The organism is Polluticoccus soli (assembly GCF_029269745.1).
GTDB lineage: Bacteria > Bacteroidota > Bacteroidia > Chitinophagales > Chitinophagaceae > Polluticoccus > Polluticoccus soli.
In genome coordinates this window covers 2,262,372-2,279,933 of the sequence record NZ_JARJHT010000001.1, presented here as the reverse complement: position 1 = coordinate 2,279,933, position 17,562 = coordinate 2,262,372, and the positions used below count along the sequence as shown (strand labels likewise).

The 17,562-nt window shown below is 46.1% G+C and carries 13 protein-coding genes; 9 read left to right on the top strand and 4 right to left on the bottom strand.

Features of this window, described 5'->3' with window-relative positions:
* Positions 1-16: 16 nt before the first annotated feature.
* From P2W83_RS09930 to atpG, 3 genes are all read right to left on the bottom strand, one after another.
* On the bottom strand, positions 17-1,261 hold the full coding sequence (locus P2W83_RS09930) for an ABC transporter permease (RefSeq protein ID WP_276133567.1): 1,245 nt from the start codon (positions 1,259-1,261) through the stop codon (positions 17-19).
* A gap of 27 nt (positions 1,262-1,288) precedes the next feature.
* Positions 1,289-3,148, bottom strand: coding sequence for a T9SS type A sorting domain-containing protein (locus P2W83_RS09925; RefSeq protein WP_276133566.1), 1,860 nt, complete (start codon positions 3,146-3,148; stop codon positions 1,289-1,291).
* A 75-nt stretch (positions 3,149-3,223) separates the two neighbouring features.
* Positions 3,224-4,105, bottom strand: coding sequence for an ATP synthase F1 subunit gamma (atpG, locus tag P2W83_RS09920; protein WP_276133565.1), 882 nt, complete (start codon positions 4,103-4,105; stop codon positions 3,224-3,226).
* A 177-nt stretch (positions 4,106-4,282) separates the two neighbouring features.
* Here atpG and P2W83_RS09915 point away from each other — a divergent pair, with 177 nt between their 5' ends.
* The 6 genes from P2W83_RS09915 to P2W83_RS09890 all read left to right on the top strand — a co-directional run bounded on the left by P2W83_RS09915 (position 4,283) and on the right by P2W83_RS09890 (position 12,496).
* Positions 4,283-6,277, top strand: coding sequence for a T9SS type A sorting domain-containing protein (locus tag P2W83_RS09915; RefSeq protein WP_276133564.1), 1,995 nt, complete (start codon positions 4,283-4,285; stop codon positions 6,275-6,277).
* Between the two features lie 144 nt (positions 6,278-6,421).
* Positions 6,422-8,284, top strand: a complete 1,863-nt coding sequence (locus P2W83_RS09910; RefSeq protein WP_276133563.1) for a T9SS type A sorting domain-containing protein — start codon at positions 6,422-6,424, stop codon at positions 8,282-8,284.
* A gap of 126 nt (positions 8,285-8,410) precedes the next feature.
* The gene (pyk, locus tag P2W83_RS09905; RefSeq protein WP_276133562.1) at positions 8,411-9,832 is read left to right on the top strand and encodes a pyruvate kinase; all 1,422 of its coding nucleotides are present in this window, start codon (positions 8,411-8,413) and stop codon (positions 9,830-9,832) included.
* An 86-nt stretch (positions 9,833-9,918) separates the two neighbouring features.
* Positions 9,919-10,572: a hypothetical protein gene (locus tag P2W83_RS09900; RefSeq protein ID WP_276133561.1), complete on the top strand. Its 654-nt coding sequence runs from the start codon at positions 9,919-9,921 to the stop codon at positions 10,570-10,572.
* 79 nt (positions 10,573-10,651) lie between these two features.
* Positions 10,652-11,149, top strand: coding sequence for a DUF4402 domain-containing protein (locus P2W83_RS09895; protein WP_276133560.1), 498 nt, complete (start codon positions 10,652-10,654; stop codon positions 11,147-11,149).
* 57 nt (positions 11,150-11,206) lie between these two features.
* Entirely contained in the window at positions 11,207-12,496 is a 1,290-nt protein-coding gene (locus P2W83_RS09890; protein WP_276133559.1) for a zinc-dependent metalloprotease, read from the top strand.
* Here P2W83_RS09890 and panC read toward each other — a convergent pair.
* Positions 12,493-13,347, bottom strand: coding sequence for a pantoate--beta-alanine ligase (gene panC, locus P2W83_RS09885; protein WP_276133558.1), 855 nt, complete (start codon positions 13,345-13,347; stop codon positions 12,493-12,495). The two genes, P2W83_RS09890 and panC, sit on opposite strands and share 4 nt — an antisense overlap.
* Positions 13,348-13,468: 121 nt before the next feature.
* Here panC and P2W83_RS09880 point away from each other — a divergent pair, with 121 nt between their 5' ends.
* From P2W83_RS09880 to glmS, 3 genes are read left to right on the top strand one after another with little or no spacing between them, the layout of a single operon-like run.
* Positions 13,469-14,293, top strand: a complete 825-nt coding sequence (locus P2W83_RS09880; protein WP_276133557.1) for a glycogen/starch synthase — start codon at positions 13,469-13,471, stop codon at positions 14,291-14,293.
* A 34-nt stretch (positions 14,294-14,327) separates the two neighbouring features.
* Positions 14,328-15,695: a DUF4270 family protein gene (locus P2W83_RS09875; RefSeq protein WP_276133556.1), complete on the top strand. Its 1,368-nt coding sequence runs from the start codon at positions 14,328-14,330 to the stop codon at positions 15,693-15,695.
* 16 nt (positions 15,696-15,711) lie between these two features.
* On the top strand, positions 15,712-17,550 hold the full coding sequence (gene glmS / locus P2W83_RS09870; RefSeq protein ID WP_276133555.1) for a glutamine--fructose-6-phosphate transaminase (isomerizing): 1,839 nt from the start codon (positions 15,712-15,714) through the stop codon (positions 17,548-17,550).
* The last annotated feature ends 12 nt before the right edge of the window (positions 17,551-17,562 follow it).

Here is a 17,562-nt window from a genome sequence, read left to right as displayed (position 1 = left end):
ATCCGTGTTAGAGATCCTATTCATATCGCAAAGCTACAATAGGATCGAGTTTTGAAGCCTTAATAGCCGGATAGATGCCAGATAGTATTCCCACAAGAGCACACAGGCTTACGCCAAGCAATATCCACATCCACGGAATAATAAAACCTGTTTTCAAAGCCAGGCCTATCAGGTTACCAATTAGTATTCCCAATACAATACCAACCAAGCCACCAAACAAACTGATCAAAACAGATTCTGTAAGAAACTGTTGTTTGATTACCGATGATTTTGCCCCCAGCGCCTTATTAACACCAATTTCCCTGGTACGTTCCGCTACCGAAACAAGCATAATATTCATTAGTCCAATAACCGAGCCTAACAGGGTGATCATTCCTATGATAACAGCAGCCCAACTAATAACCGATATACTATCGTAAAGCATTTCAGCAAGACTATCATTCTGACTAACCGTAAAATCGTTTGTCTTACCGATCGGTATCTTTCGTATCACCCGAAAAAGTCCTTCTGCTTCCTCGGCAGCAATGGCTCGCTGGCTTACATCGTCAACCATAACGTTGATCACAAACTTCTGGTCACCACCATACACTGCGCGACCGTTACTAAGCGGCACCAGTACTGTATTATCCGCGTTCATGATCATACTGCCGCCCTTAGCTTCGGTTACACCCACAACACGATATTTCACATCACCCACGGAAACAACTTCTCCCAATGCGTTTGCAGCCTTGCCCTTAAATAGTTTTGCTGCAATACCATTGCCGAGTATGCAAGTATAGCTTCCATTCTGCAATTCATAAGGCGAAAATGTGCGGCCCGCATCCAGCTTTGTATCCGCTATACGAAGGTAGCTCTCATCTATACCCATGATCGCGATATTCGGATTTGTCTTGGCAGAACCAAACCGCACGATCGAAGTTCCTCCGGCCGACATAGATATCCCGATGACAGAAGGAAACTTAAACCGTTCTTTGAATGCTACAGCTTCTTCGTACCTGATGTTTTTACCTTCGGTGATACTAATGTTCAAATGCCCCCTACCTCGCTTTTGCTTAATAATGTCGCTTGTGATCTGGAACGAGTTAGCGCCCATGCTGCTGAAGCTGCTGTATACGCTGGCTTTCATTACCTCAATTGCCGTAAGTATGCCTACCAAAGCGGTAATGCCAATACCAATGATGGCAATAGTAAGTATCGATCGCAGCTTGTTGTTGCGAATGGCCCTGAAGGCTAAACTCAAATTGAACAAAAAGCGCATCATGAACTCATAGTATAACTGAACCCGAATCTACTGCTTGACAAAACGTTGAAGTGTAAATTGAATTCCCGACTGATTGGTCGCTTTCAAAAAATATACGCCTGCTGGTAATGAAGCAATATCAAAACGAATAAGATTTTTCCCTGCATGGCATTTTGCTTTCAGAATGCTCGCCACTTCTTGTCCGCTTGCGTTGAATACAATGAAATTCAGCAATTCATCGGCACCATGCGAAAATTCGACATTCAACATCTGCATGGCGGGGTTGGGGTAGAGCACTGGTTGTGTAGGAACAGTAAACGGAAACGGACGGTTTTCTTTACGCTTGAGCGGAGATGCAAGCTTTGCCATCCAACTGCCGTACTGGCCATTTTTTCTACCATAAATTCCTTCAACCCATATAGCCCCGGCCTCATTCCAATCTACCTGGCTACCCATATAGTCGCCCCACCGTTGTTGTTTGCCCGTAAGTATCTTAATACTATTATCACCCGTCTTGACTTGCATCAGGTCAGACAATTGTTTACCATCGTACAATACAGCACCTACTCCAGGATGAATTGCCGGACCCGTATAGTTAAAGGAAATAATCGAGTGGATCGTATCGAACAGCTGACCCGCATATGAGATGTTGGGATAGCCGAAGTCGTAGCCACCTGTTGTAAATATTTGGGCAGAGATCGATGGCGATTTTTTTACTGAAGATATTTTGCCGTGATAGACAGCAGCCGCACCAGACTCAGGATGAACCGTCGTGCTCACAAACTGTATCTCCGACCCTTCAATAAATGCGCCAAGAATACGCCCATCGTTTGTAGCCAGCGTAGCCGAGGTGTCTGGCTGCCTGCCGTCTGGTGGCACACCATAGGAAACCGGCGACTTCAGCGCCTGTATGTCGAACCCTTTTTTCAGACTGCCAATAGTACCGGGTACACGGGCGAGAAAAATGGTGTCATTCTGTACATCAAAATTCCTATTGGAAAGAAAATACTGATCCGGACCTTTAATGTTTCTACCACCTTTTACGGGATAAAGATTTCTAACAGAACGACCAGCATAAGTGATGCTATCCCACACCTGGTAAGTTACGGTTGAAAGACTATCATAACCATCCTGTTTGCGTATCTGGTAGATAACCGACTCTGAAAATCCAGCCTGCCAGCTTGTATTGAATTTGATCTTATTACCTGTCAGGAAAAATTCATCTTTGGTAATAGCTATCGAAGGATAATCAAACCATGTGGTATCGCCTTTGTAATCGCCATAAAATTTATAAAACGCCCAGGCCCCTGCCGGATCGTTGCTCTGCGAAAAACCAACAACGATCCAGTTGAATTCATTAGTGGAATTAAGCATCACACAAATAAACCGATCTTTTTCCGGGTCATAGATAACCTTAGGATCGTACCGGTAATCATTAGAACTGTTCAATCCAACTTTGCTGGAAAATTGGTTAAGCGTTCTTCTCTGTGTTATCTTCTTGCTGTCGCCGTCGGACACTGCAATAGATGAATTGATAACAGACACCGCCCGGTTTGCTTTTGAAATGGCCATGTCATTATCTGGCGGGATGCCTGTAGAAGAATCAGCAACAAATCCACTAACAACAGTTGGCAACGGCACAGCCGATTCAGTGTGTTTGGAAGAATTCTCTGTGTGAGGATACAAGCGTCCAACTTCTTTCTTCGCCTCGTAGAGCCTGCGCTTTTCTATGCTGGCATCTGGCGAGGGACTTTCCAAACTATAAAGCTGCGCATTGAACCTATCTTCCACCTCCCTCAATATCACCCCTCCGGCAATAGGCGCCTGGTAAAGCCGTACCCGGGCATTTTGTGCCCATACATTGCAAACTAAAATTGACAACAAAACTGTGATCGCCGAACGGCCCATACTGTTAGTTAATTTGGCTAAAAATAAGAAAACCGCTGCAATCGCAGCGGTTTTCCAAAAACGGTAAGCCTATGATTAACCTTGCAGGGCAGCAGCACCGCTCACGATCTCGGTAAGCTCGGTGGTGATGGCGGCCTGGCGGGCACGGTTATAAGATATTTTCAGGTTGCGCAGCAGTTCGTTAGCGTTCTCGCTTGCTTTATCCATTGCTGTCATACGGGCGCCATGCTCAGAAGCATTCGCATCCAGTACTGCTTTAAATACCTGTGTATTCAGGATCTTCGGCATCAGTTCCTGCACCAGTATCTCTTGCGAAGGTTCGTAGATGAAATCAACGCTCTTTTCGCCTTCTTTTTGCTCCACCTTAGGAATTGGCAGGTAAGTTTCGCTCACGAAAGCCTGGGTAGCCGCATTTTTAAACTGGCTGTATACGATCTCTACTTTGTCGAACTCTTTATTAAGGAACGCTTCCTGCGCATAGATTGCGGCCTTGCGCACATTGTCGAAGCTCAGATCAGCAAACACTTCCCAATAGGTATCGATTACTTTGTAACCGTATTTCGAGAAGAATTCGTAACCTTTTTTACCCAGTGGCATTATGGTAACGTTACCCTTGCTGAACTGAGTTGAATATTGTTGATTGATCAATGAACGGGTAGCTTTGATCACGTTTGCATTGTAAGCGCCGCAAAGACCCCTGTCGCTGGTGATGGGGATCAAAAGTACTTTTTCTACCGTACGCTCACTAGCCAGTGCCAGGTCGATATCAGAAGATGAACTGCTTACGATATTGCTAAGCATCTCCTGCAGCTTCTGTGCATAAGGGCGCATTTGCAATATAGCATCCTGTGCACGACGCAGTTTTGCAGCGCTCACCATTTTCATCGCTTTGGTGATCTGCTGTGTGCTGGAAACTGATTTTATCCGGTTGCGAACTTCTTTAAGCTGTCCCGACATATAATATGTTCAATGATAATTTGGCCGCAAAGGTACTATAAGCTGTTCAAATGGCAAAAGGTAGAACCCATCCGTTTAACTATATCATTAATCTCTATATTCCCTCCCATTAAAAGAATAGAGTATATTAATAATTCTTTCTAAATTGAGCTCGCATTTACCGTATAAATCACTAATATGAGAAACCACTACAACCCTTTCTTAAGAGGTCTTAAGAAGCTCTTACCCCTAGCTGTTACAGCTCTGATCGGTTCAGGAACCGCCAACGCCCAGGTCCCACCCAATGCCACCCAGTACCTTTTTAGTGCCTATCAGGAACCTTACGCCCCTATTACAGGCACCCAGGTTACCAACGTGGAAGGTGATGACGCCAATCAGCCAAACATTCCTATCGGCTTTGCTTTTCCGTTTTGCACAGGAACGTATTCCATGCTCAACGCATGTTCCAATGGTTTTTTGGCGCTGTCGAATATCAGCACAAATACGTTGTCCAACACTGCGAGTGAAGCAGGCAACTATGGTCCGATGATGATGCCGCTATGGGATGACCTTAACGGCAGCCCTAATGGCGACGCTTTCTATCAAACAACTGGCACAGCACCCAATAGGGTATTTACGTTTGAATGGAGATCTTGGAGATGGACCTGGAGTGCAGCAGGTAACAATATTGTTTCCTTCCAGGTAAAACTGTTCGAATCTGGACGGATCGAATACCACTACAATGAGGGCCCCGACCCCGTTGGGGGATCACCAAGTGCCACTATCGGCATAGCCCGTAATAGTACAGACTATCAAACGCTGACAAATACAACCACATCTCCTGGTATCTCTACAGCTACCTTTATTGATAACCTTACAATAAGGCCCATAAGTGGCCAGGTATATTGCTGGGATAAACCCCTGCCTAACAATGCGGGTATATTCGCCATCAGTGAGCCTACCAGTGCTATCTGCCTCGGTACTCATACCGTTAAAGCACAAATGAAAAACTTTGGTGGTAATACGATCAGCAATGTTACTATCAACTGGTCTATAAATGGCATCATGCAACCCGCCATACCGTTTTCAACACCGATACCAGTTGGCGGTAGTTCCGGTCTCATTACCCTTGGTAACGTAAACTTCCCGACCTCATCAACTACCTTAAAAATCCAGGCATGGACATCTTCACCAAACGGAGGCACAGATCCGGAACCAGGCAATGACTCATTCGCCGTATCACGCAAGGCGCTGGACCCTCCGGGAGCAATAGTATACTATGAAACTTCAAGAGTTTGTCCGGGAGATAGCGTGATGTTGTATGCACCAACTGGCCCCAACTTTACTTACCAGTGGGAGTTGGATGCTACCCCCATTCCCGGAGGAACGGCAAGCTCATATTACGCTAAACAAGATGGTTTTTATTCTGTGACGATTAACAATCCCGGCTGTAAAGCACAATCGGTGTTCCATAAGATCACAGTGAAACCGTTGTCGGTTGAACTTGGACCGAACCTGATAACATGCGAAACCATACCTCCTATAGAGATAGATGCAGGTGAACCTGGAGCGCGCTACGTGTGGAGCACGGGCGATACTACGCAAACAATACCAGTGGGAGAAGGGTATAATAAATACTGGGTTGAGGTAACATTAGGCCAAATGTGCAAAGCCTCAGATACTATTGAATCTACAATAGAACCACTTCCAGACATCAATGGTATATCATTCGTGAACGTAGGTAACACCTATTTCTTTGCGCCTGGCGGCCCAACCAACGTGGCAAGTTACCTGTGGAGCTTTGGAGATGGCGCAACTGATACCGTTGCTAATCCAATACACACCTATGCTATACCTGGTCCGTACAACGTAAGTCTTACCGTGTACAACAGTTGCGGCGAAGACACAGCCAAGATCAGCGATTTGCCTGTAAAAGTGGATGATATTACCGGCGCACAAATGGCCATATATCCAAATCCGGCAAACGATGTGGTGTATATACAAACAACAGACGCTTATCGCATAAATAGTATTAAGGTATTCAATACGCTTGGCGCTGTTGTTAAGGAACTCAAAATAGAACGCGAAAAACTGGTAACAGTCGATATTCATAATCTACCTCCAGGTAGTTATAACTTACTGATCAACACCGATTCGGGAGTAGCGAGCAAGCTATTCCAGGTAGTCAGGTAATATTTGAACCGATAGTTAAAAAAGGGCTGCAAATGCAGCCCTTTTTTAATTGCCTTTTAATTAAAAACAGAATAGGCATCCGACATATAGTCATAATTTTATTACGCCAATATATTCTTTCGAAATCCCTTTAAATGAAGCAATATGAAATATTTTTTCTACACGCTTAAAACGCTTTGTGTCACGGCTGTATTATTGTCTTTAGCCCTCATTTCACTGGCACAAACACCACAATATTTTATAACGGGCGGCACGAGTGCCAACTCTTTTCCTTTCAACAGCACTACCAGCAATAAAGTCCAGTGGATATATGTTGCAGGCAGTTTTGCCGGTTCTCCCACGGGAGTTATTACCAAGGTCTATTTCAGGTCGGGCACTACAGGTACCAATAAGACCTTTACGAACCTTACCATCAAAATGGGCTATACAACCCAGATCAACACTACCACTACCTTCATTCCCGGTCTGACAACCGTGTTTTTTGCCCCATCGATCGTTGTACCTACTGTTACAAACGGACAGTGGGTAGAACTTACGCTCACCACTCCATTCTTTTACAACAACACGCAAAATCTCGTTGTGGAAGCTTCTCAGACAGCTTTTACTCCCAGCGGCTTTACTGTATTACAAAACAGTGCAGGCGGCAACAAACGTACATGGGGTGCCGTAACAGCTACAACTGGAAGTGCCGGTACCGGTCTTGCGGACTTTGGCTACCAGCTTTTAGCTTACCAGAACAATGCAAGCATATCTGCCATACCTGAACCGGGTGTTGATATCTGCGTGGGAGCTTATGCGGTTAAGGCACAAGTAAAGAATATGGGCTCGAATACGATCAATAATGTGCAGCTCAACTGGTCGGTTAATGGTGCAATACAACCGCCGGTTATGTACAATTCGCCCATACCTATCACTACTACCAGTGCACCCATAATGCTGGGCAACGTTTCGCTGATGAACCCGGTTGCTAATAACACTATTCGCGTATGGACCTCGCTTCCAAACGGTGTTGTTGACCCTATGCCGACCGACGATTCTATGGAAATAATTCGTAAGCCGCTGGATCTACCCAATGCTGTGATCTATTACCCCACAACGCGCCTCTGTCCCGGAGACAGCGTTTTGCTTCAGGCGGGAACAGGTACAAACTACTTCTACCAATGGCAATTCAATGCCGACCCCACAGGACCTATTACCAGCCAAGGCGCTATATACGCTAAAAAAGACGGCTACTATTCTGTAAAAGTTTTCAACCCGGGTTGTAGCCAGCAAGCTGCACCTGTCAAGATAACTGTAAAACCGTTGGCGATCGATCTTGGTCCGGACCTGATCACATGCGAAAAGCAACCCGCTTTAGCGTTGGATGCGGGCGAGCCTGGTTCCAGATATAAATGGAACACTGGTGACACCACGCAGGTGATCCATACTAAGGAGGGCAACAATATTTACTGGGTCGAAGCAACGTTAGGCACTATGTGTAAAGCATCTGACACTGTAAATCTGACTATCGATCCTCTACCAAGAGTGAATGGCATTTCGTTCATCAATAAAGGCACGTCCACCTACACATTCTCACCGGCTGGCAACACGTATGTAAACAGCTACCTCTGGGATTTTGGCGATGGCAGCACCGACACGGCGCAAATCGCTACACACACCTACTCAATTGCCCCCCCCTACAACGTAACACTGAAAGTGTTCAACAGCTGCGGAATGATCGAAAGCAAGTTGCCGGTAGCCGTTGGAATTAATGACGTAAACGGCGTCGAAGGATTGACATTGTATCCTAATCCAGCACAAAACAGTCTGAATGTCGGCACAAACGGATCAGCTTTGATAAAAGACATCAGGGTATACAACACATTGGGCGCCCTGGTTGTAAGCAGGTCGTACAATAATGAGAAAAATGTAGTATTGGATGTTGCGCACCTACCCAATGGAATGTATAGCATCAGGATAACTACGTCAATGGGTACGGCAGCTAAACAATTCCAGGTGACTAAGTAACAAACTGTAAGTTATTTGTTTATTAAGGCCGGACTATCCGGCCTTAATAATTTTATACCACCTTTAGCATACTTTTGCTTTGATGAGGATTTGATGATATTTTGCTGACTGGAAAAAGATTACTGTATGCTGCACAAAACGAAGATCATTGCTACTGTAGGCCCTGCTTGCAACACTTATGAAAAACTACTTACGCTCGTTCAGGAAGGCGTGAATGTATTTCGACTCAACTTCTCGCATGGCACACACGATGAGCACGCAGAGGTGATCACTCACATCAATCGCATCAACCATGATTTCCCTTTTAACATCGCGATCCTGGCCGATCTGCAAGGTCCAAAGCTGCGTGTAGGTGATATTGAAGGTGGCGCATTGAAGCTTGAGAAGGACGACGAGTTCATCTTCACCCATGAAAAATGCATGGGCACCAAAGAAGGCGTCTATATCTCTTACCCCAATTTTTACAAAGACGTTCGCATAGGCGAAAAAATATTGCTGGATGACGGCAAAATAGAGGTACTTGTCATTGAGATCACTAAGGACAACTGTGTGCGTGTAAAAGTGCTGACTTCCGGAGTCCTGCTGCCCAAAAAAGGAGTTAATCTCCCCGATACCAAGATCTCTCTGCCATCTCTTTCTGAAAAAGACCTCATCGATCTTGATTTTATCATCGCGCAAAAGATCGACTGGGTAGCGCTATCATTTGTTCGCAGGCCAGATGATGTTACAGGACTGCGAAAGCTGATACAGGAAAAGAACAGCCAGGCCAAGATCATCGCAAAGATCGAAAAGCCGGAAGCGCTGGAACATCTCAGGGAGATCATCCTCGCCTCGGACGCTGTAATGGTTGCCCGCGGTGACCTGGGCGTGGAACTGCCACTGCAGCAGATCCCGATGATCCAGAAAAATATCATTCGCAAGTGTATTCACAGGGCCAAACCGGTGATCATAGCTACCCAGATGATGGAGAGTATGATTGACCGTACCAGACCAAACCGTAGCGAGATAACTGACGTAGCCAACGCAGTGCTGGAAGGGGCCGATGCCGTAATGCTCAGCGGCGAAACCGCGATGGGCCAATATCCCGACCTGGTCATTCGTACAATGGTAAGCATCATTGAAGAAGTGGAGAAGGAAGAGATAGTGTACAACCGCAACCTGGTGCCGCAGCCGCACTCACCATCGTTCCTCAGCGACGCGCTTTGCTATAACGCCTGCGAAATTGCCAAAGACATAAGTGCAAATGCCCTTATCGGCATGACCCAATCTGGATATACCGGCTTTATGCTTTCCAGCTTCCGCCCAAGATCGCCGTTGTATGTGTTCACTAAAACTGTGACCTTAGTAAACCAACTGAGCCTCAGCTGGGGAGTTCAGGCATTCTTTTATGAAAAAGAAGAAAGCCTTGACCAGATCGTAGCTGACCAGATTGAGCTGCTGAAGGACAAAGGCTTGCTTCAATCCGGAGACATTGTTGTGAATACTGGTAGCACGCCGGTGCACGAACACTTGCCTACCAACATGCTGAAGATCACTAAGGTGGCATAATTGCAAGCAACCGACAATTAGATTTTTAACAAATCACAAGTGCATCCGCTCTGCGGTATTGTTGCGCCTGCGCGTAACTTTGATACATGAAGCGAATGGCGTGTTTTGCGATAATGATCTTGGGTTGCGTAAAGTTGTTTGCGCAGGAATATCGCTTGGTGTACGATGAACAATCGTTGCCGGAACTATACAACAACATTTACATTTTTGCTGAGGTAAAACAAGATGGTGGCTATCGTAAACTAAATGCAAACAAGTATCGTTTGCAGACGACCGAGGGCCAGCTTGACGGCAACAGTTTTACATTCAACAGGCAAAGGTTGTACGACAACAATGGCGTTGTTCATTTTGACCTTGTAGCCGGCAGTAAAGCAGTGCCACTGACGCTCGCACTGCCCGTGCTCCAGGAAATAAACACAAATTTGTATACCGACAGCATTAAACCAGTGCTGAACTATTACCTCAATGTTGAGGGTAAGTTCTCGAGTGGGCGCGTCTTCCCTCTTGATTCAAATTTTGTAGCTGTGACCAGCGATGTTGGCAGCATGCGCGGACTGGAGTGGATATTGCCAAAGCAACGCGACTTTGAGAAGGTAAATTTCACGATCGTCAATAAGTTCAATCCCGATGATCGGAAAAACGTCACCGTTTATCTTAAAAAATATAAAGATCCACGCGATGCCCCCGATTACCAGGACCGAACAGAAGACGAGGTCATACCAAACCGAAGAAGACGTTAGCCTTACGTGGTTAATCACAAGTTAATCAACGCGCAACATGGTACTGATCCTCATAAAATAGCTAATTTGCCGCCATTCCATGCGTACAGGTTTAGCACTACTGGTTTTGATGATAGTTTGTGGCACCGCAAAAGGCCAGCAAACCGCCGCCGCCTCGACGACAGCTGGCGCTACCATTACTACCCCAACTGCTATCTTTAAGACGTCAGACATAGAATTTGAAGAGATCAAAGTTTCCTCCAAAAACAGTGGGTCGGTGGTAATACAGCCTAACGGCACCAAGACAACAAAAGGTGGCGTCTCAGCCAACGGCCCCGGAGCACCGGCCAGTTTCACGGTTTCAGCACCACCGGGTTATACCTACAATATCAATCTCCCTCAACAACCTGTGTCGGAAAACGACTCTATCCCCGATATGCTGAAGATCAGCAATTTCACCAGCTATCCTGCGCCTAATGAACTAACAACAGGTACTCAATCATTCTCAGTTGGGGCAACAGTTGATATTGACGCAGCAAAAGAACAAGGCGAATATGACGCTGAAGTACCTTTTGATGTAACTATAGGATACAACTAGCAACAAAACTACCCGACCAGGCGTTGATTAGTTAATTATCGCTAATTTCATGTCATTATGAGGGTTATCCTGTTTCTTCTGCTTTCAGTAGGTTTCCTATCCAATTCTTATAGCCAGTCAATACAAAAATGCGGTCATAGCTTTGTTTACAACGTGGTTGCTGCCAAATATCCCGCAGTACTCGCTTTACCGGAAACAGTTGCTATGAAAACCACTCAATCGGACAGCGTTGTTACGATACCCATAGTATTCCATATAGTATTAACCAAACTACAATTGGCACAACTAGGCGGGGAAACTGTGATCCCAGATTTCATCAACACTCAGGTGACGAAGATCACTAACGACTTTATGGGACAGAATGCCGATAGCACTAAAATACCCCCAGCCTTCAAAGAGTTTTATGGCAAGGCGCGTATGCAATTTGCACTTGCGCATACTGCGCCTGACGGCTCCGCAACCCCAGGTTATGAAATAAAGGTGACCACCAAAACGGGATTTAATCTTCAGCAAAATACTTACGGATCAGAAACAGCCTTCAGTGATGCGAAATATGCAACATCAGGAGGTCTTGATAGTTGGGATCCTGCTACTTATGTGAATGTATGGGTGCTGAATGTGGCTGACAACGCGCAACTCCTGGGCTTATGCATCCCTCCCTCGTTTGTGAGTTCGCACAATTTCCCTTCGGTTGAAACAGGCGTTGTGCTTAGTTACCGCAACTGGCGTCCCTCGCTCAATAGCTTCCAGGCACGCACGTTGACCCATGAGCTGGGACATTTTTTTGAGCTTTTCCATATATGGGGTGATGACGAAGGCAAGTGCCCTTCAACAGGGGGCCAGGACGATGGTATTGAGGATACGCCGCCGCAGGCTTATGAAAACTATGGATGTCCGGTCTTCCCGAAATACGATGGATGCACAAGAGCTGGAGCCGGACTGATGTTCATGAACTTTATGGACTATACTGATGACCAATGCCAGCAAATGTTCACTCACCAGCAAGTAGCCAAAATGCGTGCACAAATACAGCCATTCGGAACATCTTATGCATTAACGCAACATCCGGATGTGTTGAAATTCCCTACCGAAACAAGCAGTGATAACAGTTATGTCATCTACCCCAATCCCGGCGATGGTCGAATCAACATTCGTTTCAACCGTGTATCGAACAACGTGAAAGGCATTCGCATCATCAACATGATGGGGCAAACCGTTGCAAGCCAGATTGTTTCTGCGCAGAAAGGATTTTACTATTTCGACCTGTCGGGCGCAGGTACAGGTATCTATTTTGCTCAAATAGAATTTACCGATAAAACCGTAGTAAAGAAGGTGCTGATACGTTAGTTGATCACCAGGTTGTCGATAAGGCGTACATCGCCCAGTTTGGCAGCTACCAGCGCTACCATTTTCTTGCTCTTGTCATATTCTTCCAACAGGGAAAGATCTCCGGCGTCTGCCAGCGACACATACTCTGGTGTGAAGCCTTTTTCTGCCAACAGATCAAGGCATTCCTTCTGTACGATCTTGAACGACGAATCTATTTGCTTGGCCTGGATAGACACAAGGCACTGATAAAGCAAACCTGCGATAGCACGTTGTGGCTCAGTAAGCCTCCTGTTGCGCGAACTCATTGCAAGGCCATCGGCTTCACGCACCGTAGGGCATACCATCAGCGTGATCTCATTTTCCTTTCTCAACAGTCCGATCAAATTCTTAATAACGATGCATTGCTGGTAATCTTTTTGACCCACATATACGAAATCAGGGTTAACTATGTCCAGCAGCCTGGCTACTACCTGGCCTACTCCTTTGAAATGACCGGGCCTTTGCGCTCCCTCCAATATGTTATCCAGGTAGCCGAAGCCGTAACTCTGCATCTTTTGGTCGCCTTCCGGGTACACCTCCTGTTCGCTGGGCAGCAGCAGAACGTCGCAACCCGCTTCCACCAGCATGGTAATGTCCATATCCACCGAAGAAGGATATTTATCAAAATCGCTGCGGTCGTTGAACTGGGTTGGATTAACGAAAATGCTGGCGACCGCTATGTCGTTATTGGCTTTGGACCGGCCGATCAGCGAGATATGTCCTGCGTGAAGCGCTCCCATCGTTGGAACAAATCCTACCCTGCGACTATCAGTTGCACGAAGCTTTAAGAGGTAATCCTGCAGGTCGCTGATCTTCTTAAATATGACCATAAAACGGCTTAAGATAAAGGAAACACAAAGTAAAAGCTTGGAATTTAATATTTTCGTAATTTTGCAGACAATTTTTAGAAAGTACTCTTCATTTAATTTTCTTTAATCTAAGCACATCCTCATGTCTGCCGACAAAAAACGTGTTCTTATAGTTGCTAGTGAACTATCGCCTTATGTTGAACTTACAGATTTCGCCCATATACTGAACAAGCTCGCAGTTAAGTCTTTTGATGCTGGGTTGGAAGTACGTGTGATCATGCCGAGATACGGCACCATCAACGAGCGTCGCCATCGTCTTCACGAAGTGGTTCGTCTTTCTGGTATCAACGTGATCATCGATAAGGATGACTATCCATTGATAATCAAAGTGGCGTCGCTGCCTAATGCAAGGCTCCAGGTTTACTTCATGGATAATGATGACTACTTCAAACGTAAAGGCGTGTACCGCGATGAGCACGATAACTTTTACGACGACAATGCAGAACGCATGATCTTCTTCTGTAAGAGCGCGCTGGAAACCGTTAAGAAGTTTGGCTGGCCTCCGCATGTCATACATTGCCATGGCTGGATGACATCGTTAGTGCCTTTGTACCTGAAAACAGCTTATAAGAAAGAACCTGTATTCAGCTATTCAAAGGTAATTTACACTGCACAGCCTACAATATTCACAGAAAAGCTCAGCCCTAACTTTGTAAAGAAGGCCATCGTAAGCAACGAGATCAAAGAGAAAGACCTCGACGCTTTCAAAGAAGGCACCAATACAGCACTGACATTGGGCGCAGCAAAATGTGCCGATGTTGTGATACAGGGTGCACCTGATCTCGACAAAGAGGTTATGGAAGAAATAAAACCAAGCAGGTATAAGAAAGTAGTAAAATATGAAGAGTCGTGGAAAGAAGATGTAACGCCGCTGCTCGACTTGTACAAAAGCTTAACAGAGTCTTAGAATATCATTTATCACATTAGCGGAAAAATTTAAGTTGAAAAAACAGCTCCGGAACTTCGCCTTTTTGTCTTTGCTCGCCGCCACGATGTTCGAGGTGGGTTGTAAAGAGGATACAATTATAAATGCTAATGTTTCTCCCACATTAGGTCCTATCGCAGTCGATTCGATACCCGATACATTCACGGTCTATACCAAGACCGTGCTCATTGATACTGTAGTAACCAGCCTTACACCTTCCAACCAGGTTGTGGTACATGGACTTGGTACTGTCAACGACCCCTATTTTGGTCGCACCAACGCCGGGGTCTATGTGCAGGTGCTTCCGGAAAGAGGCAACTTCACATTTTCGGCCAACAATCCAACAGTCACAGAAGCTTACGTTGTACTGCCGTTTTCAGGTTTTGCATGGGGAGATACAACGGACATCCAGGACTACAATGTGTACCGGATTACCGACAATCTGACAACCGACGAGACCTACTATAGTAATACTAATAAGAATTACGACCCGACCCCTGTTGGTTCAATTACCGGCGTGAATGTTGATAAGTTGACAGATTCAGTATCGGTACTGGGCGGCAACAAAGCCCCCCATTTGCGTATAAAGCTTACAGATGCGTTCAAGAATGAGTTGGTATCACTGGCAGCTTCCAGCAACGATGCAGCAGCTTTTCTTTCAGCGATGAAGGGGCTTTATATAGCATCGGCAGATACAACCAAAGGCCGGGCTATTCCGTATTTCATGTTGAACAATAGCACCGACTACCGTCGTGCTGCTATCCAGTTCTTTTATTACGAAAACGGCAATACAGCGGATACCAAAACAGCTTTTTTCAACTTCACGACTGGCTGCGCGCACTACAACCGCGTTACCCGCAATTATTCAAATACTCTGAAAAGTGCTTTTGCATCGACTGCACAATCAGACGAAGTAGTATACCTGCAAAACCTGCCCGGAGCCACGCTTGATATTCGATTCCCGACATTAAAAAACCTGCCGCAGATCGTTGTGAACCGTGCTGAGCTTGTTATTACACAAATCAGCGCCCCCGGCGACCCCGAAGCTGATAAATTCTGGGCACCGCTGCTGCTCGATGCAACCGGCGTAGATGCCAGCGGCAATAAATATGTACCGCTTGACAAACAACCCCTGACAGATGCAGGAGCTCTTGCGTTCATCGACGGCGGCAAGAAAACCGTGACCCTGCCGGGCGGAATAACCGTTAACCAGTATTCTCTTAATATTCCCAGGGAGGTTCAGCGAGCTATTGTAAACAAGTCTGATGCGTTACATTTGCAATTGAACGGTGTACAACGGTTCTTTGGAGCTTACAGGCTGATCGCCGGCGGCAATCCGTCCCAATTCAAAGTGTCGTTGCACATCACTTATTCTAAACTTTAAGCACCCCCTCAAACTTATGTGCGGCATTGTAGGATACATAGGCAATAAAGAAGCCTTTCCAATTCTGATCAAGGGCCTCAAAAGGCTGGAATACCGTGGCTATGACAGTGCCGGTATCGCACTGCTGAATGGCGACCTGAATGTTTTTAAGAAGGCAGGAAAGGTAAGTGAACTTGAAAAGATAACTAACGGAAAATCGGTAGGCGCCAATATTGGTATAGGCCACACGCGCTGGGCTACGCACGGTGAACCCAACGATGTCAATGCCCACCCTCACCTGTCTCAGTCCAACGAGCTGGCCATCATTCACAATGGTATCATTGAGAACTATGCAGCGATCAAGGCAGAGCTGGAGAAACGTGGTTATAACTTTCAATCAGATACTGATACTGAAGTACTGATCAACCTGATAGAAGAAGTACGCAAAACAGAGAAATCTTCATTGGAAGATGCTGTTCGCGTGGCACTGAACGAGGTAGTAGGCGCTTATGCCATCGTCATCCTCGACAAAAAGGACCCTAACCATCTTATAGCTGCTCGTAAAGGCAGTCCGCTGGTTATCGGCATTGGCGAAGACGAATTCTACATCGCGTCAGACGCATCACCTATCATCGAGTACACGCAAAACGTGATCTACCTCGACGACCAGGAATATGCCTCAGTCCACCGTGATGGTACCTATGTCATCAAAACACTGGGCAACGTAGAAAAATCTCATGCTATCCAAAAGCTGGAACTAAGCCTGGAAGCCATTGAAAAAGGCGGCTATGAACACTTCATGCTGAAGGAGATACATGAGCAACCCAAAGCTCTTGAAGATGCTATGCGCGGCCGTATGAACGCCCTGCAAGGCTGGATCAAACTCGGTGGCCTTAGCGAATACCTGAGCCGCATCGAAAATGCAGAGCGCTTCGTGATAACAGCATGTGGTACTTCCTGGCACTCCGGTCTTATTGGCGAATACCTGATAGAAGACCTGGCACGTGTACCGGTAGAAGTAGAATACGCTTCAGAGTTCCGTTACAGGAATCCGATCATAAAAGAAAGCGATGTTGTATTTGCAATATCTCAATCGGGAGAGACCGCAGATACCCTTGCTGCTATAGAACTGGCTAAAGAACGCCAGGCGCTGATCTACGGTATATGCAACGTTATTGGCTCGTCGATAGCACGCGTGTCCCACGCCGGTTCGTATACACACGCCGGTCCGGAAATAGGCGTAGCATCTACAAAAGCATTCTCTACACAGATCACTCTTCTGACGCTCATCGCCCTGCAGATCGCACAATCGAAGGGTACTATATCTACTTCGAGGCTGCGCACCATTTTGTACGAAATGGAGAACATACCGAAGAAGATAAAAGAGACGCTGGAGCTGGACAGCCAGATAAAAGAATTAGCTGCTATTTATAAAGACGCACGCAACTTCTTATACCTTGGCCGTGGCTACAACTTCCCTGTAGCACTGGAAGGTGCCCTGAAACTGAAAGAGATCTCTTACATACATGCTGAAGGATATCCTGCAGCTGAAATGAAACACGGCCCTATCGCGCTGATAGATGAGGAAATGCCTGTGGTATTCCTGGCTACTAACCAAAGCGCCTACGAAAAGATCGTTTCGAACGTGCAGGAAGTGAAGGCACGCAAAGGAAAGATCATTGCCGTAGTAAACAAAGGCGATACACAGATACGCGCCCTGGCCGATCACGTTATCGAGGTACCAGAAACGGAAGAAGTGCTGTCTCCTCTGGTCACTATCGTTCCATTGCAACTGTTGGCTTACCATATAGCCATTATGCGCGGCTGTAATGTTGACCAACCGAGGAACCTTGCCAAATCTGTAACAGTAGAATAAATTATTATCTTC